The 22188-nt window shown below is 57.0% G+C and carries 21 protein-coding genes; 13 read left to right on the forward strand and 8 right to left on the reverse strand.

Features of this window, described 5'->3' with window-relative positions:
* The first annotated feature begins 648 nt into the window (after window positions 1-648).
* From N6P30_RS08110 to trmL, 9 genes are all read left to right on the forward strand, one after another.
* Window positions 649-2556 (forward strand): PTS mannitol transporter subunit IICBA, encoded by a 1908-nt coding sequence (locus tag N6P30_RS08110; protein ID WP_023294817.1) that lies wholly within the window; start codon window positions 649-651, stop codon window positions 2554-2556.
* An 85-nt stretch (window positions 2557-2641) separates the two neighbouring features.
* Window positions 2642-3805, forward strand: coding sequence for a mannitol-1-phosphate 5-dehydrogenase (gene mtlD, locus N6P30_RS08115; RefSeq protein WP_084832070.1), 1164 nt, complete (start codon window positions 2642-2644; stop codon window positions 3803-3805).
* A complete protein-coding gene (mtlR, locus tag N6P30_RS08120) occupies window positions 3802-4392 on the forward strand; it encodes a mannitol operon repressor MtlR (RefSeq protein WP_008502725.1) in 591 nt (196 codons plus the stop codon). Before mtlD ends, mtlR begins: the two co-directional genes overlap by 4 nt.
* 58 nt (window positions 4393-4450) lie before the next feature.
* Window positions 4451-4813, forward strand: coding sequence for a YibL family ribosome-associated protein (locus N6P30_RS08125; protein ID WP_008502724.1), 363 nt, complete (start codon window positions 4451-4453; stop codon window positions 4811-4813).
* Window positions 4814-5084: 271 nt separating this feature from the next.
* Window positions 5085-6740, forward strand: coding sequence for an L-lactate permease (lldP, locus tag N6P30_RS08130; protein WP_023294815.1), 1656 nt, complete (start codon window positions 5085-5087; stop codon window positions 6738-6740).
* Window positions 6737-7510: a transcriptional regulator LldR gene (gene lldR / locus N6P30_RS08135; RefSeq protein ID WP_023294814.1), complete on the forward strand. Its 774-nt coding sequence runs from the start codon at window positions 6737-6739 to the stop codon at window positions 7508-7510. Before lldP ends, lldR begins: the two co-directional genes overlap by 4 nt.
* Window positions 7507-8694 carry a quinone-dependent L-lactate dehydrogenase gene (lldD, locus tag N6P30_RS08140; RefSeq protein ID WP_008502721.1) on the forward strand — a complete coding sequence of 396 codons (1188 nt, stop codon included), beginning with the start codon at window positions 7507-7509 and terminating at the stop codon, window positions 8692-8694. The genes lldR and lldD overlap by 4 nt, the downstream gene beginning before the upstream one ends.
* A gap of 181 nt (window positions 8695-8875) precedes the next feature.
* Window positions 8876-10216 (forward strand): MFS transporter, encoded by a 1341-nt coding sequence (locus tag N6P30_RS08145; protein WP_023294813.1) that lies wholly within the window; start codon window positions 8876-8878, stop codon window positions 10214-10216.
* 45 nt (window positions 10217-10261) lie between these two features.
* Window positions 10262-10735, forward strand: a complete 474-nt coding sequence (trmL, locus tag N6P30_RS08150) for a tRNA (uridine(34)/cytosine(34)/5-carboxymethylaminomethyluridine(34)-2'-O)-methyltransferase TrmL (RefSeq protein WP_021242431.1) — start codon at window positions 10262-10264, stop codon at window positions 10733-10735.
* Here trmL and cysE read toward each other — a convergent pair.
* The 5 genes from cysE to N6P30_RS08175 form a co-directional block, all read right to left on the reverse strand.
* Window positions 10732-11553: a serine O-acetyltransferase gene (gene cysE, locus N6P30_RS08155; protein ID WP_008502718.1), complete on the reverse strand. Its 822-nt coding sequence runs from the start codon at window positions 11551-11553 to the stop codon at window positions 10732-10734. The two genes, trmL and cysE, sit on opposite strands and share 4 nt — an antisense overlap.
* A gap of 74 nt (window positions 11554-11627) precedes the next feature.
* Complete coding sequence (gene gpsA, locus N6P30_RS08160) at window positions 11628-12647, reverse strand: NAD(P)H-dependent glycerol-3-phosphate dehydrogenase (RefSeq protein ID WP_008502717.1); 1020 nt, start codon at window positions 12645-12647, stop codon at window positions 11628-11630.
* A complete protein-coding gene (secB, locus tag N6P30_RS08165; protein WP_008502716.1) occupies window positions 12647-13114 on the reverse strand; it encodes a protein-export chaperone SecB in 468 nt (155 codons plus the stop codon). The genes gpsA and secB overlap by 1 nt, the downstream gene beginning before the upstream one ends.
* A 32-nt stretch (window positions 13115-13146) precedes the next feature.
* On the reverse strand, window positions 13147-13398 hold the full coding sequence (gene grxC, locus N6P30_RS08170) for a glutaredoxin 3 (protein WP_008502715.1): 252 nt from the start codon (window positions 13396-13398) through the stop codon (window positions 13147-13149).
* Window positions 13399-13409: 11 nt separating this feature from the next.
* Window positions 13410-13841, reverse strand: coding sequence for a rhodanese-like domain-containing protein (locus N6P30_RS08175; protein ID WP_008502714.1), 432 nt, complete (start codon window positions 13839-13841; stop codon window positions 13410-13412).
* A gap of 247 nt (window positions 13842-14088) precedes the next feature.
* On the opposite strand from N6P30_RS08175, the gene gpmM reads away from it, so the two are divergent.
* The 3 genes from gpmM to N6P30_RS08190 are packed head-to-tail and all read left to right on the forward strand — an operon-like array spanning window position 14089 to window position 17862.
* Window positions 14089-15633 (forward strand): 2,3-bisphosphoglycerate-independent phosphoglycerate mutase, encoded by a 1545-nt coding sequence (gene gpmM, locus N6P30_RS08180; protein ID WP_023294812.1) that lies wholly within the window; start codon window positions 14089-14091, stop codon window positions 15631-15633.
* Between the two features lie 33 nt (window positions 15634-15666).
* Complete coding sequence (gene envC / locus N6P30_RS08185) at window positions 15667-16926, forward strand: murein hydrolase activator EnvC (protein WP_025910576.1); 1260 nt, start codon at window positions 15667-15669, stop codon at window positions 16924-16926.
* Between the two features lie 3 nt (window positions 16927-16929).
* On the forward strand, window positions 16930-17862 hold the full coding sequence (locus tag N6P30_RS08190) for a divergent polysaccharide deacetylase family protein (RefSeq protein WP_023294811.1): 933 nt from the start codon (window positions 16930-16932) through the stop codon (window positions 17860-17862).
* A 3-nt stretch (window positions 17863-17865) separates the two neighbouring features.
* Here the strand turns inward: N6P30_RS08190 and N6P30_RS08195 are convergent, their stop codons facing one another.
* From N6P30_RS08195 to kbl, 3 genes are all read right to left on the reverse strand, one after another.
* Complete coding sequence (locus N6P30_RS08195) at window positions 17866-18666, reverse strand: glycosyltransferase family 2 protein (protein ID WP_008502710.1); 801 nt, start codon at window positions 18664-18666, stop codon at window positions 17866-17868.
* A 141-nt stretch (window positions 18667-18807) separates the two neighbouring features.
* Window positions 18808-19833, reverse strand: coding sequence for an L-threonine 3-dehydrogenase (gene tdh / locus N6P30_RS08200; RefSeq protein ID WP_032664678.1), 1026 nt, complete (start codon window positions 19831-19833; stop codon window positions 18808-18810).
* A gap of 9 nt (window positions 19834-19842) precedes the next feature.
* Window positions 19843-21039, reverse strand: a complete 1197-nt coding sequence (gene kbl / locus N6P30_RS08205; protein WP_023294809.1) for a glycine C-acetyltransferase — start codon at window positions 21037-21039, stop codon at window positions 19843-19845.
* Between the two features lie 215 nt (window positions 21040-21254).
* Between kbl and rfaD the strand changes: the two genes are divergently transcribed.
* Window positions 21255-22187 (forward strand): ADP-glyceromanno-heptose 6-epimerase, encoded by a 933-nt coding sequence (gene rfaD, locus N6P30_RS08210; RefSeq protein WP_023294808.1) that lies wholly within the window; start codon window positions 21255-21257, stop codon window positions 22185-22187.
* The last annotated feature ends 1 nt before the right edge of the window (window position 22188 follow it).

A 22188-nucleotide genomic window follows, 5' to 3' on the forward strand; every position in this document is an offset into this window, starting at 1 on the left:
CTTAAACAACGTCAACTCATTAAATTAATAAAACGGTACGCAACCTAATTAATTTTTTTATAAACACGGGGATGTGCTTACTATTTCCGAGCCGGGGAGTATGAGTTTTTATAATATCTCCATGCAAGTTTATAAGCGTGTCAAAATATATCCTGAATAATAATAGACTTAACCTTACAATATGAGCGTAATCCACCTTTTAACTTTTCGCCATACCACACATCAAAAGTGGTTTTTTAGCTTATCGTGTCGTGCCATATCATCCTGGCGCTGAAACGCGAAGCAGAGTTTGCCGCCGATCACAGCCGGAGAAATCTGCATAAAAATATTTTGTGAAATCAGTCACAATCCAGAAACAAACACGTCATGACAAAACGTGACGGCAATCACACTATGGGGTGGATTTTGCTTTTTTTCTCGCCATCGTATTTTTTTTGCCCACTTATTTTGTGATTGAGATCACTTCATTGACATCCCTACCCCCTGCCTTTACGTGACACACATCACATAAATTTTCCCTGTCTGGACAGTTGAACGATTCAGTGCCAGATTTCACAGCATCAGAACAGGGCCCGGCTACCTCTGCCGCCTCATTAACAATAAACCTCGGGCCATAAGCCTAAGCGTAAACAGAAGAAGGGGTGTTTTATGTCATCCGATTTCAAGATCAAAGTTCAAAGCTTTGGTCGTTTCCTCAGCAACATGGTGATGCCAAATATCGGCGCGTTTATCGCGTGGGGTATCATCACTGCATTGTTCATTCCGACAGGGTGGTTGCCTAACGAAACGCTGGCGAAACTTGTTGGCCCAATGATTACCTATCTCCTGCCGCTGCTCATCGGTTTCACCGGGGGTCGTCTGGTGGGCGGTGACCGTGGTGGCGTCGTGGGTGCCATCACAACCATGGGTGTTATCGTCGGTGCGGATATGCCGATGTTCCTCGGTGCGATGATTGCCGGTCCTCTGGGCGGTTGGGCGATTAAGAAATTCGACGTCTGGGTTGATGGTAAGATCAAATCCGGCTTCGAAATGCTGGTGAACAACTTCTCTGCGGGCATCATCGGGATGATCCTCGCCATTCTGGCGTTCCTCGGCATTGGCCCTGCGGTTGAAGTGCTGTCTAAAATTCTGGCGGCAGGCGTTAACTTCATGGTGGCGCACGAGATGCTGCCGCTGGCGTCTATCTTTGTTGAACCGGCGAAAATCCTGTTCCTTAACAACGCCATCAACCACGGTATCTTCTCGCCGCTGGGCATTCAGCAGTCACACGATCTCGGCAAATCCATCTTCTTCCTGATTGAAGCCAACCCGGGTCCGGGTATGGGCGTACTGCTGGCGTACATCTTCTTTGGCCGTGGCAGCGCAAAACAGTCTGCTGGCGGTGCGGCGATCATCCACTTCCTGGGCGGTATCCATGAAATTTACTTCCCATACGTGCTGATGAACCCACGTCTGATCCTGGCCGTTATCCTCGGCGGTATGACCGGCGTGTTCACGCTGAGCGTCCTGGGCGGTGGTCTGGTTTCTCCGGCCTCTCCGGGTTCTATCCTGGCGGTACTGGCGATGACGCCAAAAGGCGCTTATTTCGCGAACCTCGCAGCTATCTTTGCGGCAATGGCCGTCTCCTTCGTGGTCTCTTCTATCCTGCTGAAAACCAGCAAGGTGAAAGAAGATGATGACATCGAAGCCGCAACCCGTCGTATGCACGATATGAAAGCCGAATCCAAAGGCGCAACGCCACTGGCAGCAGGTGATGTTTCTAACGACCTGAGCCACGTGCGTAAAATCATCGTTGCCTGTGATGCCGGTATGGGTTCCAGCGCAATGGGTGCAGGCGTGCTGCGTAAGAAAGTGCAGGATGCAGGCCTGACCAACATCTCCGTGACCAACAGCGCCATTAACAGCCTGCCGCCGGATGTTGACCTGGTGATTACGCACCGCGATCTGACTGAACGCGCCATGCGCCAGGTGCCGCAGGCACAGCACATTTCGCTGACCAACTTCCTCGACAGCGGCCTGTACACCAGCCTGACCGAACGTCTGGTTGCCGCGCAGCGTCACGAAGACAACGAAGTGAAAGTGCGCTCCAGCCTGCAGGACAGCTTTGACGAGAGCAACGCCCACCTGTTTAAGCTGGGTGCGGAAAACATCTTCCTCGGTCGTACCGCGGCCACCAAAGAAGACGCGATTCGCTTTGCCGGTGAGCAGCTGGTGAAAGGCGGCTACGTTCAGCCTGAATATGTCGACGCGATGCTGGAACGCGAAAAACTGACGCCAACCTATCTGGGCGAATCCATCGCGGTGCCGCACGGTACGGTTGAAGCGAAAGATCGCGTCCTGAAAACCGGCGTCGTATTCTGTCAGTACCCGCAGGGCGTGCGCTTCGGTGAAGAAGAAGATGACATCGCCCGTCTGGTAATTGGTATCGCCGCTCGCAACAACGAGCACATTCAGGTGATTACCAGCCTGACCAACGCGCTGGATGATGAAACGGTTATTGAGCGTCTGGCGAACACCACCAGCGTTGAAGAAGTTCTGGCTCTGCTTAACAAATAACGGTACTCCTCCCTCTCCCCCCGGGGAGAGGGCTAGGGTGAGGGGAAAACGTTCCTCACCCCAGCCCTCTCGGGTAAAAACATTGATGAAGGTTAACACTATGAAAGCATTACATTTTGGCGCAGGTAATATCGGTCGTGGTTTTATCGGTAAACTGCTGGCAGACGCGGGCATTACCCTGACATTCGCCGATGTGAATCAGGTCGTCCTGGATGCCCTGAATGCCCGTCATAGCTATCAGGTCCATGTGGTGGGCGAAAACGAGCAGGTTGAGACAGTATCTGGCGTCAACGCGGTCAGCAGCATCGGCGACGACGTTATTGATCTTATCGCCAGCGTCGATCTGGTCACCACCGCCGTGGGCCCGGTTGTGCTTGAGCGCATCGCCCCTGCGGTCGCGAAAGGCCTGGCAAAACGTAAAGCGCAGGGTATCGACACCCCGCTGAACATCATCGCCTGTGAAAACATGGTGCGCGGCACCACGCAGCTGAAAGGCCACGTTCTCAACGCTGTGGCAGATGAAGACAAAGCCTGGGTGGAAGCGCACGTCGGTTTTGTGGATTCCGCCGTGGACCGCATCGTTCCGCCGTCAGAATCTGCCACCAACGACCCGCTGGAAGTGACCGTGGAAACCTTCAGCGAGTGGATCGTTGATAAAACCCAGTTTAAAGGCGACTTGCCTACTATTCCGGGAATGGAATTAACCGATAACCTGATGGCATTTGTCGAACGCAAACTCTTCACGCTGAACACCGGGCATGCTATAACCGCGTACCTCGGAAAATTGGCCGGTCATCAGACCATTCGTGACGCGATCCTCGATGAGAAGATCCGGGCGGTGGTAAAAGGGGCAATGGAAGAGAGCGGCGCGGTGCTGATCAAACGCTACGGTTTTGATGCTGAGAAACACGCAGCATACATCCAGAAAATCCTCGGTCGCTTTGAAAACCCGTATCTGAAAGATGACGTTGAGCGCGTGGGCCGCCAGCCGCTGCGTAAGTTGAGCGCGGGCGACCGCCTGATTAAGCCGCTGCTGGGCACGCTGGAATACGGTCTACCGCACGCCAACCTGGTGAAAGGAATTGCCGCCGCGATGCACTACCGCAGCGAGCAGGATCCACAGGCGCAGGAACTGGCTCAGCTGATTGATAACAAAGGCGCGCAGGCTGCGCTGGCGCAGATTTCCGGTCTGGACGCCAACAGCGACGTGGTTGTGGAGGCGGTTAACGCATACAACGCAACCAAATGATGCAGAATGCGGCGCAGGTAATCCTGCGCCCTGATTACAGATTGTCAGATATGCAGGCAATAATGGAACAAACCCAGGCCTTTGAAAATCGTGTGCTTGAGCGTCTGAATGCTGGCAAAACCGTACGAAGCTTCCTGATTGCCGCCGTCGAGCTGTTAACCGAGGCGGTGAATATCCTGGTGCTTCAGGTGTTTCGCAAAGACGACTACGCGGTAAAATATGCTGTAGAACCGTTACTGGACGGAGATGGACCGCTGGGCGATTTATCCGTGCGTCTGAAGCTGATTTATGGTCTTGGCGTGCTGAACCGACAAGAGTATGAAGATGCGGAGCTGCTAATGGCGCTGCGCGAAGAGCTCAACCATGACGGTAACGAATACACCTTTACCGACGATGAGATCCTGGGGCCGTTCGGCGAGCTGCACTGCGTCACCGCGCTCCCTCCGGCACCGCAGTTTGATAACAGCGACCCGGAACTCTACGCGATGCAAAAGCTGCGTTATCAACAGGTTGTCCGTTCTACGATGGTCCTTTCCCTGACTGAGCTGATTTCCCGAATCAGCTTAAAAAAAGCGTTTCAGAAGTAAGCCTGCTCACATTGGTGTATCCTTCCCTGTAAATTCCCCGTTTTCAGAGTTATTTGTCATGAAAGAAGTCGAAAAGAACGAAATTAAACGCCTGAGCGACCGCCTGGATCTCATCCGCCACCAGATGGCGGGCCTGTCGCTGGTCGATTCCGCCGAGAAATATGCCGAGCTTGAAAAAGAGACCGCAAAGCTGGAAGCGGAGATTGAGCGCCTGCGCGAGGTCAAAGGCCAGAAGCTGAGCAAAGAAGCGCAGAAGCTGATGAACATGCCGCACCGCCGTGCGATCACCAAAAAAGAGCAGGCCGACATGGGCAAGCTGAAGAAAAGCGTCCGTGGTCTGGTGGTGGTTCACCCGATGACCGAGCTTGGCCGCGAAATGGGCCTGAAAGAGATGACGGGTTTTTGTAAGACGGCGTTCTGATTTCATGCCGGGTGGCGCTGCGCTTACCCGGCCTACTCTTTTCCCCTTCGCGTGAATTGGTCCAACCAATAGCGCAATCAATCCTCCCCCGGTTCACAATTCCATTATTTCCGCTCACAAAACCATTGCTAGCTCATAACATCTGGTTAACCATTCATTGTCATTAACCCTACAACACAACATTGGCAGGACCACTTTTACACAGACTGTGACGCAGAGATGAGCGGAGACTCACCCGCAGCGCAGGCTGTCTGGTCCCCAGGAGACCTGCATGAGCCTCTGGCAACAAAACTACGACCCGGCCGGAAATATCTGGCTGTCGAGCCTGATCGCATCGCTGCCGATCCTGTTCTTCTTCTTTGCGCTGATTAAGCTCAAGCTGAAGGGCTACCTTGCCGCGACGTACACCGTCGCCATCGCCCTGATGGTGGCGCTGTTCTTCTACAAGATGCCGGTCGATCGCGCACTGGCCTCCGTCGTCTACGGTTTCTTCTACGGCCTGTGGCCGATTGCGTGGATCATCATCGCGGCGGTCTTCGTCTATAAAATCTCGGTGAAAACCGGGCAGTTCGACATCATCCGCTCGTCGATTCTCTCCATCACGCCGGACCAGCGCCTGCAGATGCTGATTGTCGGCTTCTCCTTCGGGGCGTTTCTGGAAGGCGCGGCAGGCTTTGGCGCACCGGTGGCGATCACCGCCGCGCTGCTGGTGGGGCTGGGCTTTAACCCGCTGTATGCCGCGGGCCTGTGCCTGATTGTGAACACCGCGCCGGTGGCGTTTGGCGCGATGGGTATTCCGATTCTGGTCGCGGGCCAGGTGACCGGTCTGGACAGCTTTGAGATTGGTCAGATGGTCGGCCGCCAGCTGCCGTTCCTGACCATTATCGTCCTCTTCTGGATCATGGCGATTATGGACGGCTGGCGCGGCGTGAAGGAGACCTGGCCTGCGGTGATGGTGGCGGGCGGTTCGTTCGCGATTGCCCAGTACCTCAGCTCGAACTTCCTTGGCCCGGAGCTGCCGGACATCATCTCTTCGCTGGTGTCGCTGGTCTGCCTGACGCTGTTCCTGAAACGCTGGCAGCCGGTCCGTATTTTCCGCTTCGCCGACATGGGCGCCTCACAGGTCGATCAAACGCTGGCCCGCACCGGCTACACCGCAGGCCAGGTAATCCGCGCCTGGTCGCCGTTCCTGTTCCTGACCGCCACGGTTACGCTGTGGAGCATCCCGCCGTTTAAAGCCCTGTTCGCCCCGGGCGGCGCGCTGTACGACATGGTCATTAACGTTTCGGTGCCGTTCCTCGACAAGATGGTCGCCCGTATGCCGCCGGTGGTGCACGCCGCCACGCCGTATGCCGCGGTCTATAAATTCGACTGGTTCTCCGCCACCGGGACCGCCATCCTGTTTGCCGCTATTCTTTCCGTGGTGTGGCTGCGCATGAAGCCTGCGGCGGCGGTACAGACCTTTGCGGCGACCGTAAAAGAGCTGATGCTGCCGATCTACTCCATCGGCATGGTGCTGGCGTTCGCGTTTATCTCGAACTACTCCGGTCTGTCGTCGACGCTGGCACTGGCGCTGGCCCATACCAGCCACGCCTTCACCTTCTTCTCGCCGTTCCTCGGCTGGCTGGGGGTGTTCCTGACCGGTTCCGATACCTCGTCTAACGCCCTGTTTGCCGCACTGCAGGCAACGGCGGCCCAGCAGATTGGCGTGTCGGACGTGCTGCTGGTGGCCGCAAACACGACGGGCGGCGTGACCGGGAAAATGATCTCCCCGCAGTCCATTGCCATTGCTTGTGCGGCGGTGGGACTGGTCGGTAAAGAGTCGGATCTGTTCCGCTTTACCGTGAAACATAGCCTGATATTCACCTGCATGGTCGGGGTGATCACCACCCTGCAGGCCTATGTCTTAACCTGGATGATCCCATGATAGTGATGCCCAGACGCCTGTCCGACGAGATTGCCTCTCGCGTGCGGGCGCTGATTGAAGAACAACAGCTGGAAGCGGGCATGAAGTTGCCCGCCGAACGCCAGCTCGCCGCCCAGCTTGGCGTGTCGCGCAATTCACTGCGCGAGGCGCTGGCAACACTGGTCAGCGAAGGGGTGCTGGTAAGCCGTCGCGGCGGCGGCACCTTTGTACGCTGGCAGCATGACGACTGGTCCGAGCAAAACATCGTTCAGCCGCTGAAAACGCTGATGGAGAACGACCCGGACTACAGCTTCGACATCCTTGAAGCGCGTCACGCCATCGAAACCAGTACCGCCTGGCACGCGGCCATGCGGGCAACCGACGCCGACAAAGAGAAACTCATCGCCTGCTTTGAGGCCACGCAAAGCAGCGACCCGGACATCGCCTCCCAGGCGGACGTGCGTTTTCACCTGGCGATTGCCGAGGCGTCGCACAACGTCGTGCTGCTCCAGACCATGCGCGGGTTCTTCGACCTGCTGCAATCCTCCGTGAAGCAGAGCCGCCAGCGGATGTATCTGGTTCCGCCGGTGTTTGCCCAGCTGACCGAACAACACGAGGCGGTGCTCAACGCCATTCTGGCCGGTGATGCCGAAGCCGCGCGGAAAGCGATGATGGCGCATCTCGGTTTCGTGCATACCACCATCAAACGATTCGATGAAGACCAGGCCCGACAGGCGCGTATTACCCGTCTGCCTGGCGACAGTGATATTTCCAGGGAGAACAAAGCATGATTATTTCAGCAGCCAGTGACTATCGCGCCGCAGCGCAGCGCATTTTGCCCCCGTTCCTGTTCCACTATATCGACGGCGGAGCGTATGCCGAATACACCCTGCGCCGCAACGTGGAAGATCTGTCGGAGGTGGCTCTGCGCCAGCGCGTGCTGAAGAATATGTCTGACCTGAGCCTTGAGACAAAACTGTTTAACGAAACGCTTTCCATGCCGGTCGCGCTCGCACCTGTCGGCTTATGCGGCATGTACGCCCGTCGCGGTGAAGTGCAGGCCGCCGCCGCCGCAGATGCTAAAGGCATTCCGTTTACCCTCTCTACCGTCTCGGTCTGCCCGATTGAAGAGGTCGCCCCGACCATCAAGCGCCCGATGTGGTTCCAGCTGTACGTCCTGCGCGATCGCGGCTTTATGCGTAACGCGCTGGAGCGCGCCAAAGCGGCGGGCTGCTCCACGCTGGTCTTTACCGTTGATATGCCGACCCCCGGCGCGCGCTACCGCGATGCGCACTCCGGCATGAGCGGCCCAAATGCGGCGCTCCGCCGCTACTGGCAGGCGGTAACGCATCCACAGTGGGCGTGGGACGTCGGCCTGAACGGTCGTCCACACGATCTGGGGAATATCTCGGCGTATCTGGGTAAACCCACCGGGCTGGAGGATTACATCGGCTGGCTGGCGAACAACTTCGATCCGTCCATCTCCTGGAAAGACCTGGAGTGGATCCGCGAATTCTGGGATGGCCCGATGGTGATCAAGGGGATCCTCGACCCGGAAGATGCCCGCGATGCGGTCCGCTTTGGCGCAGACGGGATTGTGGTTTCTAACCACGGCGGCCGCCAGCTCGACGGGGTGCTCTCCTCCGCCCGCGCCCTGCCGGCCATTGCCGATGCGGTGAAAGGCGATATTGCCATCCTGGCCGACAGCGGGATCCGCAACGGGCTGGACGTGGTGCGCATGATTGCACTGGGTGCCGACAGCGTGCTGCTGGGGCGCGCGTATCTGTACGCCCTGGCGACCGCGGGCCAGGCGGGCGTGGCGAATCTGCTTAACCTGATCGAAAAAGAGATGAAGGTAGCGATGACGCTGACCGGTGCAAAAACGATTAGCGAAATCAGCAGGGATTCTCTGGTTCAGGAGTTAAGCAAATTACCGGCAGCGCTGGCTCCGCTTGCTCAGGGAAACGCGGCCTGAATTACCCCACGTTAACATCTCTTCTCATGCGTCCGATCTCCCCCTCGGGCGCTTTTTTATGCCAAAAATAACATCCAGATAACATATTGGATAAGAAAATTTGACATCTACCTGTCGCCCGCAATTGTATAGACAAGCAAAGACAAGAACACAAAAACAACATCACATCAGAGGGGAGCGTATGACCTATTCAGGTAAGGTGGATATTCAGCAGGTGATCGACGACAGCCGCTTTTCAGGGTTTCACTGGCTGCTCATTGTGCTGGGCTTTCTGGTTCTGGCGATCGATGGCTTTGATACGGCGGCAATGGGCTACATCGCGCCCACGCTGTCGGCAGAATGGGGGATCCATAAGCAGGATCTGGGGCCGGTGCTGAGCGCCGCGCTGCTGGGGCTGTCGCTGGGCGCGCTGATTGCCGGTCCGGTATCGGACCGAGTGGGACGCAAGCGCGTGCTGGTCTTCTCCTGCCTGTTCTTCGGCCTCGCGAGCCTGGGGACGGCCTGGGCGCAAAGCCTGAATACCCTGACGCTGTGGCGCTTCCTGACCGGCCTGGGGCTCGGTGCCGCCATGCCGAACGCCATTACGCTGATCTCCGAGTTTGCCCCCCAGCGCTGTCGCGCCATGGCGATTAACACCATGTACTGCGGCTTCCCTCTGGGTGCGGCGGGCGGCGGCGCGATCTCGTCCTGGCTGATTCCCCACCACGGCTGGCGAAGCGTGCTGCTGACCGGCGCAATTGCGCCGCTGGTTTTAACGCTGCTGCTGGCGCTGCTTTTACCGGAGTCGGTGAAGTTTCTGGTGCAGCGCGGGAAAGACATCATGCAGGTCCGCCGTATCGCCAGCCGGTTCTCGCGCAGCACGCTGGAGGGCGTCACGGGCTTTTTCCTGGCGGAGGAGAAGGTCGCGTCGAAAAAAGGGAGCGTGTCGCAGCTGTTTTCCATGCCCTGGCTACCCGGCACCCTGATGCTGTGGATCACCTACTTTATGGGACTGGTGATTTATTACGTCCTGCTGAGCTGGATGCCGACGCTGATGCAGGGCATGGGCTATGCCCTGGCGGAATCCGCCTGGCTGACTTCGCTGTTCACCTTCGGCGGTACCGCGGGGATCCTGCTCGCAGGCTGGATGATGGACCGCTGGGAAGCGCACAGGGTGGTTGCGTGTGGTTTCGTCCTGACGATGGGCCTTATTCTGTTACTGGGCATTGAGCATAACCATATCGCCCTGTTTGGCGGGCTGATCTTCCTGATGGGGATCGCGATGAACGGTGCGCAGTCGGGCATGCAGACCCTGGCCGCCACCTTTTACCCTACCGAGTGCCGCGCGACGGGCATCGCCTGGATGCAGGGCATCGGCCGCTTTGGCGGCGTGGCGGGCACCATGACCAGCGCCCAGCTTCTTTCCATGCAGTGGCAGGCGGACAGTATTTTAATGATCCTCAGCGTGCCCGCCCTGGTGGCCGCGGCGGCAACCGTCTACAAAATGCTGTACAGCCGCTCGCAGGAACCCGGCGTCGCGTAGTTCCTCTCTTTTCTGCTATCCTGCCCCCGCAATTAAGGGGGCAGCATGCTTAACATCGTTTTATTCGAACCAGAAATTCCGCCGAATACCGGCAATATTATCCGCCTGTGTGCCAACACCGGTTTTCGTCTGCACATTATTGAGCCGATGGGCTTTACGTGGGACGACAAACGCCTGCGTCGCGCAGGGCTGGATTATCATGAATTTACCGCCGTTATTCGCCACCACGATTACGCCGCGTTTCTGGAAGCAGAGCAGCCGCAGCGCATGTTCGCCCTGACCACCAAAGGCACGCCAGCGCACAGCGCCGTAAGCTATCAGGCAGGTGACTATCTGATGTTTGGCCCGGAAACCCGCGGCCTGCCGGCCACGATCCTGGATGCCCTGCCCGCTGAGCAGAAAATCCGTATTCCGATGATGCCGGACAGCCGCAGCATGAACCTGTCGAACGCGGTGTCGGTGGTGGTGTATGAAGCATGGCGCCAGCTGGGATATCCGGGCGCCATTCTCAGAAGTTAAATGCCGTCACCATACTCGAAGGTATGGTGAATGCCGTTGAAGTGCTGATCCATATCCATGGACGGCTTATCGCTGTCTGGCTTACCGACGATGCGCGCCGGTACGCCAGCGGCGGTGGTGTGCGGCGGCACCGGCTGGAGCACCACGGAGCCTGCGCCGATCTTCGCGCCGCGTCCGACTTCGATATTGCCGAGGATTTTGGCACCCGCGCCAATCATCACCCCTTCACGAATTTTCGGGTGGCGATCGCCGCTGGTTTTCCCGGTACCGCCCAGGGTAACCGACTGCAGGATCGAGACGTCGTCTTCAATCACCGCCGTTTCCCCGACAACGATCCCGGTAGCGTGGTCGAGCATGATCCCGCGGCCAATCTTCGCCGCCGGGTGAATATCAACCTGAAACGTCACGGAAACCTGGTTTTGCAGGAAGATCGCCAGCGCGCGGCGGCCTTCATTCCATAGCCAGTGGCCGATGCGGTAAGCCTGCAGGGCGTGGAAGCCTTTCAGGTACAGCAGCGGCGTAGAGTATTTATCGACCGCCGGGTCACGCGTGCGCACCGCCTGGATATCACAGGCGGCAGAGGCGATCATTTCCGGATCAGCGGCGTAAGCCTCTTCCACCACCTCACGAATCGCAATCGCGGGCATGATCGAGGACGCCAGCTTGTTGGCGAGCATATAGCTCAGCGCGCTGCCGAGGTTTTCGTGCTTGAGTAGCGTTGCGTGGTAGAAACTGGCCAGCATAGGCTCACAGTCGGCCAGCGCCCGGGCTTCGGCTTTAATGTTATTCCAGACGATATCCAGTTCTTCACACGGCATTGCTTACTCCAGACGATAGTTAATGACCAGCCAGTTCTGCGCTGGCTGGGTCATTCAGGTGACAACGGTTCCGACTAGTTACTGCTGCGCTCGTCCTTGCGCGCACGACCTAATAAGGTCAATGCTGCCTCGCGCGCATTTTTTCCGCAATACAATACCTGATAAATTTCCTCGGTTATTGGCATTTCGACACCGAAACGGTGCGCCAGCTCGCGGACTTCTTTGGTATTGCGGTAGCCTTCCACCACCTGGCCAATCTTCTCCTGCGCGTCTTTCACATCGCTGCCCTGTCCAAGCATCATGCCAAAGCGGCGGTTACGAGACTGGTTGTCGGTACAGGTCAGCACCAGGTCGCCCAGGCCCGCCATTCCCATAAAGGTGGCCGGATCGGCACCCAGCGCTTCGCCCAGGCGGGACATCTCGGTCAGACCGCGGGTGATCAGCGCTGTACGGGCGTTGGCACCAAAACCAATGCCGTCGGACATCCCGGCGCCAATCGCAATCACGTTCTTCACCGCGCCGCCCAGCTGCACGCCGATAAAATCGGGGTTGCTGTAAACGCGGAAGCTCTTGCCGCAGTGCAGCAACTGCTGGAGATCGTCGGAGAAGGCCCGATCGGTGGAGGCCAGTGAAATCGCCGTCGGCAGGCCAGCGGCCAGCTCTTTGGCAAAGGTCGGGCCGGAGATGACCGCCAGCGGGATCGCATCACCCAGCGCTTCGCGGGCAACGTCCTGAAGCAGGCGTCCGGTTTCGGCTTCCAGTCCTTTCGTCGCCCAGACAACGCGCGCATCCGGGCGCATCAGCGGCTTAATCTGACGCAGCACGTCGCCAAAGACATGGCTCGGAACCACAATCAGAATGTTGCGGCTGGCCGCCAGCGCGGTCGCAAGGTCGCTTTCAAGGTGCAGGGTGTCAGGGAACGGAACGTCCGGGAGAAACGCCACGTTACAGCGGTCGCGCTGTAGCGTCGCGATATGTTTTGGGTCGTGGCCCCACAGGACCACATCGTGACCATTTCTTGCCAGCGTGATGGCAAGAGCGGTGCCGTATGAGCCGGCACCGATCACAGTCATTGACGCATTAACAGTGCTCATCAGGCATCCTGATGTTGTTCAGCACCTTCGCCAGCCTGCTGCTGCAGATAGTTCATGAACAGCGCATCAAAGTTAACTGGCGCAAGGTTCAGTTGCGGGAATGTACCGCGAGAAACCAGGCTGGTGATGCATTCACGTGCATACGGGAACAGAATGTTCGGGCAGTACGCACCCAGGCAATGCGCCATCTGGTTGCCTTCGATACCGCCGATGGAGAAGATACCGCCCTGCTGTACTTCACACAGGAAAGCAGTCTCTTCGCCCAGAGAAGCGGTCACGGTCACACGCAGTACGACTTCATACACGTCATCAGCCAGTTGGGTTGATGCGGTATCCAGATCAAGTTTAACCTCTGGCTGCCAGTCTTTCTGGAAAACGTGCGGCGCATTTGGCGCTTCAAAAGAGACATCTTTGGTGTAGATGCGCTGGATCTGGAAAATCATTTCATTATTGCTTTGTTCTGACATGGAAATACCCTTTTTAATTGTCCTAAAGTCTCTTAGCTCAGCAGCGGATCGAGTCCACCACGGGCATCGAGCGCATACAAGTCATCACAGCCGCCAATGTGCTGCGCATCAATAAAAATCTGTGGAACCGTCGTACGACCACTACGTTGGATCATCTCTTCGCGTTTAATCGCGTCACCGTCAATCGGCAGTTCCTGGAACGTGACGCCTTTGCTGTTCAGCAGCGCTTTCGCACGGTGGCAGAACGGGCACGTCGCTTTGGTGTAGATCTCAATATGGGCCATGACTGAACTCCTTATTTACCGCGTACCAAAGGAAGATTTTCCCCGCTCCAGCCGGAAATGCCTTCTTTCAGCACAGATACGTTTTCGAAGCCTGCTTTATGTAGCAGGCTGGCGGATTCCTGCGCCTGCATGCCGGTACCGTCAACAACGATAATCGGCTGGGCTTTATGCTTCTCAAGCTCGCCCACGTTGTTCGCTTTGATTTCAGCGGGCAGCAGGTTAATCGCACCTGCAATGTGCCCTTTGCGGAAATCGTCACGCTGACGCAGATCGACCACGACAGCATCTTCTTTGTTAATCAGACGCGTCGCTTCACCACGGGTGATAACCTTAATCTTAGACGTCAGGCTCTTAAATGTGGTGAACAGCACAGCAGCCAGCAGGCCAATCCACGCGATGCTCAGAACCGGATGGCGGCTAACGAATTGCATAATTTCTTGCATGGAGGGTAACTACTCCCGACTTAGTGATTAAAAAAACCAGGACAGGAGTATACCTGTGCGTTCTGGCAAATACAGCCAGCGACCCTAACCTAATCCATTTTCTGCGGCATGCCACCTAAAAAAATGCCTCAAAATGGTCTGGCGAGTCCCTTGCCCCTGCGCTTTCTTTGATCTTCTGCGGCTATTTGATCGATTCAGCTGTAGTAAAATTACGCAAATTTTGACTCTTGAGCATGAGGTTGTCGCAATGTCGGTTTCTAAAAAACCTATGGTACTGGTGATTCTGGATGGCTATGGCTACCGTGAAGACAGCCAGGATAACGCTATTTTCAACGCCAAAACCCCGGTCATGGATGCCCTGTGGGCAAAACGTCCGCATACGCTGATTGACGCGTCTGGCCTGGAAGTGGGCCTGCCGGACCGCCAGATGGGCAACTCCGAAGTCGGTCACGTTAACCTGGGCGCCGGGCGTATCGTGTATCAGGACCTGACGCGTCTGGACGTTGAAATCAAAGAACGCACCTTCTTCTCCAACCCAACGTTGTGTGGCGCGGTTGATAAAGCCGTTGCTGCTGGCAAGGCCGTTCACATCATGGGTCTGCTCTCTGCTGGCGGCGTTCACAGCCACGAAGATCACATCATGGCGATGGTTGAACTGGCCGCTGAGCGCGGTGCGGAAAAAATCTATCTGCACGCCTTCCTGGACGGCCGCGACACGCCGCCACGCAGTGCGGAAGGCTCCCTGAAAGCCTTCGAAGACAAATTCGCCGCGCTGGGTAAAGGCCGCGTGGCCTCCATCATTGGTCGTTACTACGCCATGGACCGCGACAACCGCTGGGATCGCGTTGAACAGGCCTATGACCTGCTGACCCTGGCAAAAGGGGAATTCCAGTTCGCGACCGCCGTTGAAGCGCTGGAAGCGGCTTATGCACGCGATGAAAACGACGAATTCGTGAAAGCGTCCGTGATTCGCGCGGAAGGCCAGGCCGATGCCGCCATGGAAGACGGCGACGCGCTGATCTTCATGAACTTCCGCGCTGACCGCGCGCGCGAAATCACCCGTGCGTTCGTCAACAGCGACTTCGACGGTTTTGCCCGTAAGAAAGTGGTAAACATCGACTTCATCCAGCTGACCGAATACGCCGCAGACATCAAAGCGCCGTGTGCGTACCCACCCGCCTCGCTGGCAAACACCTTCGGTGAGTGGATGGCGAAGAACGACAAAACGCAGCTGCGTATTTCCGAAACGGAAAAATACGCGCACGTGACCTTCTTCTTTAACGGTGGCGTTGAAGAGCCGTTCAAAGGCGAAGAACGTATTCTGATCAACTCCCCGAAAGTCGCCACCTACGATCTGCAGCCAGAGATGAGCTCTGCAGAATTGACTGAAAAATTGGTTGCGGCCATCGAGAGCGGCAAATACGACACTATCATCTGTAACTACCCGAACGGCGACATGGTCGGTCATACCGGGGTGATGGAAGCGGCAGTGAAAGCGGTTGAAGCGCTGGACCACTGCGTTGAGCAGGTGGCGAAAGCGGTTGAATCCGTTGGCGGCCAGCTGCTGATCACCGCGGATCACGGTAACGCTGAACAGATGCGCGACCCGGCGACCGGACAGGCGCACACCGCCCACACCAACCTGCCGGTTCCGCTGATTTATGTGGGTGATAAATCAGTGAAAGCCGTAGAAGGCGGCAAGCTTTCTGACATCGCGCCAACCATGTTGTCGCTGATGGGGATGCCGATCCCTGAAGAGATGACTGGTAAGCCGCTGTTCATCGTGGAATAATCGCTCCCCATGAGGGGAAAGGCGATTTTTTCAATCACATGGGTCGTGAAGCCGCTTAGGTTATCAGTCAGACCTCTGTTTTACGCCAGCGCACTCAGCGCTGGCGTATTGCTGTGCGCCGCATCCGCCCACGCGGATGACCGCGACCAGCTGAAATCCATTCAGGCCGATATCGCCGCCAAAGAGCGTGCGGTACGCCAACAGCAGCAACAGCGCGCCGCCCTGCTCGCCCAGCTTAAGCAGCAGGAAGAGGCCATCTCCGCTGCCACGCGTAAACTCCGTGAAACGCAAAACACCCTTGCCCAGTTGAATAAGCAGATCGACGAGATGAACGCGTCGATTGCCAAACTGGAGCGCCAGCGCGATGCGCAGGAGCGCAACCTTGCCGCACAGCTTGATGCCGCATTCCGCCAGGGTGAACATACCGGCCTTCAGCTGATCCTCAGCGGCGAAGAGAGCCAGCGTGGCCAGCGCCTGCAGGCCTACTTTGGCTATCTGAACCAGGCGCGTCAGGAGACGATCGCGCAGCTGAAGCAGACGCGCGAAGAGGTTTCCACGCAAAAAGCCGAACTGGAAGAGAAGCAGAGCCAGCAGCAGACGCTGCTCTACGATCAGCAGGCCCAGCAGGCAAAGCTTGAGCAGGCACGCAACGAGCGTAAGAAAACCCTGGCCGGTCTCGAGTCCTCGATTCAGGAAGGTCAGAGCCAGCTGAGCGAAATGCGCGCCAACGAATCCAAACTGCGTAACAGCATCGCCCGTGCCGAAGCCGCGGCGAAAGCGCGCGCCGAAAAAGAGGCTCGCGAGGCGCAGGCCGTTCGCGACAAGCAGCAGGAAGCGTCCCGCAAAGGGACCACCTACAAGCCAAGCGAAAGCGAACGTTCCCTGATGTCGCGTACCGGCGGCCTCGGCTCTCCTCGCGGTCAGGCTTTCTGGCCCGTTCGCGGTTCAATTCTGCATCGCTATGGCGAACAGCTGCAGGGTGAGCTACGTTGGAAAGGGATCGTTATCGGTGCGTCTGAAGGTAGCGAAGTGAAAGCCATCGCCGATGGCCGCGTGATTCTGGCCGACTGGCTGCAGGGTTACGGGCTTGTGGTAGTGGTCGAGCACGGTAAAGGCGACATGAGTCTTTACGGCTACAACCAGAGCGCGCTGGTCAGCGTCGGCACGCAGGTGCGCGCTGGCCAACCCATCGCCCTTGTGGGCAGCAGTGGCGGTCAGGGCCGCCCGTCACTCTATTTCGAAATTCGTCGTCAGGGTCAGGCGGTCAATCCACAGCCGTGGTTGGGAAGATAAGTTTTGCTTCAATTTCGTCGAATCGTTTTCTCCGTCGTCAGCGCGCTGGCGCTGGCTGCACCGGTATACGCCGGTAAGCTCGCTATCGTGATTGATGACTTCGGTTATCGCCCACATTATGAAAACCAGGTGCTGGCGATGCCGTCGGCCATCTCCGTTGCCGTCCTGCCGAATGCCCCCCACGCGCGTGAGATGGCGACCAAAGCCCACAGCAGCGGGCATCAGGTTCTCATCCACCTGCCTATGGCCCCGCTCAGCAAGCAGCCGCTGGAAAAAGATACCCTGCGCCCGGATATGAGCAGCGAGGAGATCGAGCGCATCATCCGCGACGCCTACAACAAGGTGCCGTATGCCGTAGGGCTGAACAACCATATGGGCAGCGCGATGACCTCCAGCCTGTACGGGATGCTAAAAGTGATGCAGGCGCTGGAGCGTTACAATCTCTACTTCCTTGACAGCATGACCATCGGCAACAGCCAGGCGATGCGCGCCGCTCAGGGAACGGGCGTAAAGGTGATTAAGCGCAAGGTGTTCCTGGATGATACCCAGAACGAAGCCGATATTCGCGTGCAGTTTAATCGCGCGGTACAGCTGGCCCGCCGCAATGGTTCGGCCATTGCCATCGGTCACCCCCACCCGTCTACCGTCCGCGTCCTGCAGCAAATGCTGCCGACCTTACCTTCCGATATCACGCTGGTGCGCCCGAGCGATCTGCTGAATGAGCCGCAGGTGGATACCTCTACGCCGAATTCTGCGCAGCCCACCCCGACGGCGCCGCGTAATCCGTTCCGCGGCGTGAAGCGCTGCGTAGCGAAGCAGCCGCTAGAACCGGTCTACGCGACCCGCTTCTTCTCCGTCATCGGAGAGAGCATCAGTAACAGTACGCTGGTGAAATACGTCCAGCAGCAGTGGCAGGGATGGGGTAAGAAAGCCTGACGCTTATTTCGCAATCTGAGAGTCCGTCTGCTCATTCGCAACGGGCTCTTTTTTCTCCTGATGCTGATACCAGGATTTGAAATATTTCAAAAAGCTGTAGGCTGTGGCATACAGACCCGTCACGACCCCAACCTTGCCCTGACGCCAGGCTCCGCTGAACAGATACCATTTGAAGAACGCCCCGATGGCGCTGATGATGCCGCGTCCGATCGAAGGCCGAGCCGGCTGGTACTTCACCAGCCGGGTGGTGTAGCTGTTGAGCTTGTTGAACACTTCATGCAGATTATAAAACGTGTCGTGACGCACCCGCCCCGGCATTTTCACGGCGACAATCTTACCTTCAACTTTGTCATCTACGGGTCGTTGGTTGAAGCGAGCCTGGGTACGATTGAAGAGCCGCACCGGGAAATCAGGCGAGGAAACAGGATAGATTGTACGCACCTCCTCGCCCAGCACGTGCCAGTAGCGGGCGATACGCCAGGCGCGATCGGCGGAAGGTTCATCCCCGGCTTTCAGGGTCAGAATAAAGTCGACCGTTTCCGCGTCCAGGATCTCGTCGCTATCCATACATAGCACCCAGTCATTGCTCGCCAGATCGATCGCATGGTTCATCTGCACGCCATGCATAGCATAGGGGTGATGATGAAGGGAGAGGCCGTACTCGCGGCAAATAGAAAGGGTGGCATCCGTACTGCCGGAATCCAGAACGACAATTTCATCTGCCACCGTCAGCAGCGGAGGAATCACCTCGCGCAGCAAACGCGCAGAATTACAGGTCAATAAACAAACGGTAAGCTTGAACATAGGCTCTGTAAAGTAAACGGATCGTCAACAAACTTTATAAGTGTGCGGGTAAAAAAGCGAAGGAAAAATCGAAATAATCTGATTGCGGATGTAAGAAACGTGAAGAGGCCGTAAAAAAAGCGCCCGAAGGCGCTTTCGCGGTTAATCCCAGCTCAGAATCACTTTCCCTGACTGGCCGGAACGCATCGCGTCAAAGCCCTGCTGGAACTCATCTATAGAGAAACGGTGAGTAATAATCGGGGACAGATCCAGACCGGACTGAATCAACGCCGCCATCTTGTACCAGGTCTCAAACATCTCACGACCATAGATGCCCTTGATGAACAGCCCCTTGAAGATCACTTTGTTCCAGTCGATGGACATATCCGACGGCGGGATACCCAGCATCGCGATACGGCCACCGTGGTTCATGGTGTCGAGCATGGTGCGGAACGCCGGTGGCGCACCGGACATCTCCAGACCCACATCGAAGCCCTCGGTCATGCCCAGCTCTTCCATCACGTCGGTCAGGTTCTCTTTCGAGACATCCACCGCGCGGGTGACGCCCATTTTGCGCGCCAGCGACAGGCGGTATTCGTTTACATCGGTGATCACGACGTTGCGCGCACCTACATGCTTCGCCACGGCTGCCGCCATAATGCCGATGGGGCCCGCGCCGGAGACCAGCACGTCTTCACCGACCAGATCGAAGGAGAGCGCCGTGTGCACGGCGTTGCCGAACGGATCGAAAATGGAGGCCAGATCGTCAGAAATATTGTCCGGGATTTTGAAGGCGTTAAAGGCCGGGATCACCAGGTATTCCGCGAAGCAGCCCGGACGGTTCACGCCCACGCCGATGGTATTGCGGCACAGGTGCGTACGCCCGCCGCGGCAGTTACGGCAGTGGCCGCAGGTAATGTGGCCTTCACCGGAGACGCGGTCGCCGATTTTGAAGCCTTTCACTTCCTGGCCGATACCCACCACTTCACCGACATATTCGTGACCGACAACCATCGGGACAGGAATGGTTTTCTGCGACCACTGGTCCCAGTTGTAGATGTGAACGTCAGTACCGCAGATAGCCGTTTTACGAATTTTGATCAGCAGATCGTTATGACCGACTTCCGGTTCCGGCACGTCGGTCATCCAAATCCCTTCTTCCGCTTTCAGTTTGGATAACGCTTTCATCACACGTCCTCAGGCAATGACGCCCAGCTGTTTACCGATGCGGGTAAAGGCTTCCACCGCACGTTCAATTTGTTCAGGCGTATGCGCCGCAGACATCTGGGTGCGGATACGCGCCTGACCTTTTGGCACCACCGGGAAGAAGAACCCGGTGACGTAAATCCCTTCTTTCTGCAGTTCGCGGGCAAAGTTCTGCGCCACGACCGCATCACCCAGCATCACCGGAATGATCGCGTGGTCAGCACCGGCCAGGGTGAACCCTGCTGCGCTCATTTTTTCACGGAACAGACGCGCGTTGGACCACAGGCGGTCGCGCAGTTCAGCGCCGGACTCCACCATCTCCAGCACTTTGATGGAGGCGGCAACAATCGCCGGTGCCAGGGAGTTGGAGAACAGATACGGACGCGAGCGCTGGCGCAGCCACTCCACCACCTCTTTACGCGCAGCGGTATAGCCGCCGGATGCGCCGCCGAGCGCTTTGCCCAGCGTGCCGGTGATGATGTCCACGCGGCCCATTACGTCGCAGTATTCGTGGGAGCCGCGACCATTTTCGCCGACAAAACCGACCGCGTGAGAGTCATCGACCATCACCAGCGCGTCGTATTTATCCGCCAGGTCACACACGCCCTTCAGGTTGGCGATCACGCCGTCCATGGAGAATACGCCGTCGGTGGCGATCAGCACATGGCGAGCGCCCGCTTCACGGGCCTCTTTCAGGCGAGCTTCCAGCTCAACCATGTCGTTATTGGCGTAGCGAAAACGCTTCGCTTTACACAAGCGTACGCCGTCGATGATGGAGGCGTGGTTCAGGGCGTCGGAGATAATCGCATCTTCTGCGCCGAGCAGGGTCTCGAACAGGCCGCCGTTGGCGTCGAAGCAGGAGGAGTAGAGAATCGCGTCTTCCATTCCGAGGAAGTTCGCCAGCTTTTGCTCAAGCTGCTTGTGGCTGTCCTGGGTACCGCAGATAAAGCGTACGGAGGCCATACCAAAACCGTGGGTATCCATGCCGTTTTTTGCCGCGGCAATCAGCTCAGGGTGATTCGCAAGACCTAAGTAGTTGTTCGCACAAAAGTTGATCACATGGCTGCCGTCGGCAACGGTGATGTCCGCCTGCTGTGCAGACGTGATAATACGCTCTTCCTTGAACAACCCTTCCGCACGTGCGGTCTCGAGGTCGCTGTTTAACTGTTTGTAAAAATCACCACGCATTGCAATTCTCCAGACTCGGCAAATTTCGGGACATATTACCCAAACCTATAGTTCATGACGAGATGACACGTCATCTCTTGTCGTTTTTGCAGCATAAATCACGTGTACCCTTGCGCTATGTCGGTGAATGGCTGAAGGGCAGCCATACTAATGATATGATAGAAACATTAGCGTCCGGGATTGTCCCCGGGCTCCACACTTCAAAGGTTACAGTTATGATCATCGTTACCGGCGGCGCAGGCTTTATCGGCAGCAATATTGTTAAGGCTCTCAATGACAAAGGCATCACCGACATCCTGGTGGTTGACAACCTGAAAGACGGCACCAAGTTCGTTAACCTGGTGGATCTGAACATCGCTGACTACATGGATAAAGAAGACTTCCTTATCCAGATTATGGCAGGCGAAGAGTTCGGCGAGATCGAAGCCATCTTCCACGAAGGTGCGTGTTCTTCCACCACCGAGTGGGACGGCAAGTACATGATGGAAAACAACTATCAGTATTCCAAAGAGATCCTGCATTACTGCCTGGAGCGTGAAATTCCGTTCCTGTATGCCTCTTCTGCCGCCACTTACGGCGGGCGCACCTCGGACTTCATCGAGTCCCGCGAATATGAGCAGCCGCTGAACGTCTACGGCTACTCCAAATTCCTGTTCGACGAATATGTGCGTCAGGTTCTGCCAGAAGCGAACTCGCAGATCGTCGGCTTCCGCTACTTCAACGTCTACGGACCGCGCGAAGGCCACAAAGGCAGCATGGCAAGCGTGGCGTTCCACCTGAACACCCAGCTGAATAACGGTGAAAGTCCAAAACTCTTCGAAGGCAGCGACGGCTTTAAGCGCGACTTCGTTTACGTGGGCGACGTGGCGGCCGTAAACCTGTGGTTCTGGGAAAACGGCGTGTCCGGCATCTTCAACCTGGGTACTGGCCGTGCAGAGTCCTTCCAGGCGGTGGCTGACGCCACGCTGGCGTACCACAAAAAAGGCAGCATCGAGTACATTCCGTTCCCGGACAAGCTGAAAGGCCGCTATCAGGCGTTCACCCAGGCTGACCTGACTAACCTGCGCGCAGCGGGTTATGACAAACCGTTCAAAACCGTTGCCGAAGGCGTAACGGAGTATATGGCCTGGCTGAACCGCGACGCGTAAG

Origin of the sequence: Enterobacter sp. PL1 (assembly GCF_945957325.1) — a bacterium.
In the GTDB taxonomy this organism is placed as follows: Bacteria; Pseudomonadota; Gammaproteobacteria; order Enterobacterales; family Enterobacteriaceae; genus Enterobacter; species Enterobacter roggenkampii.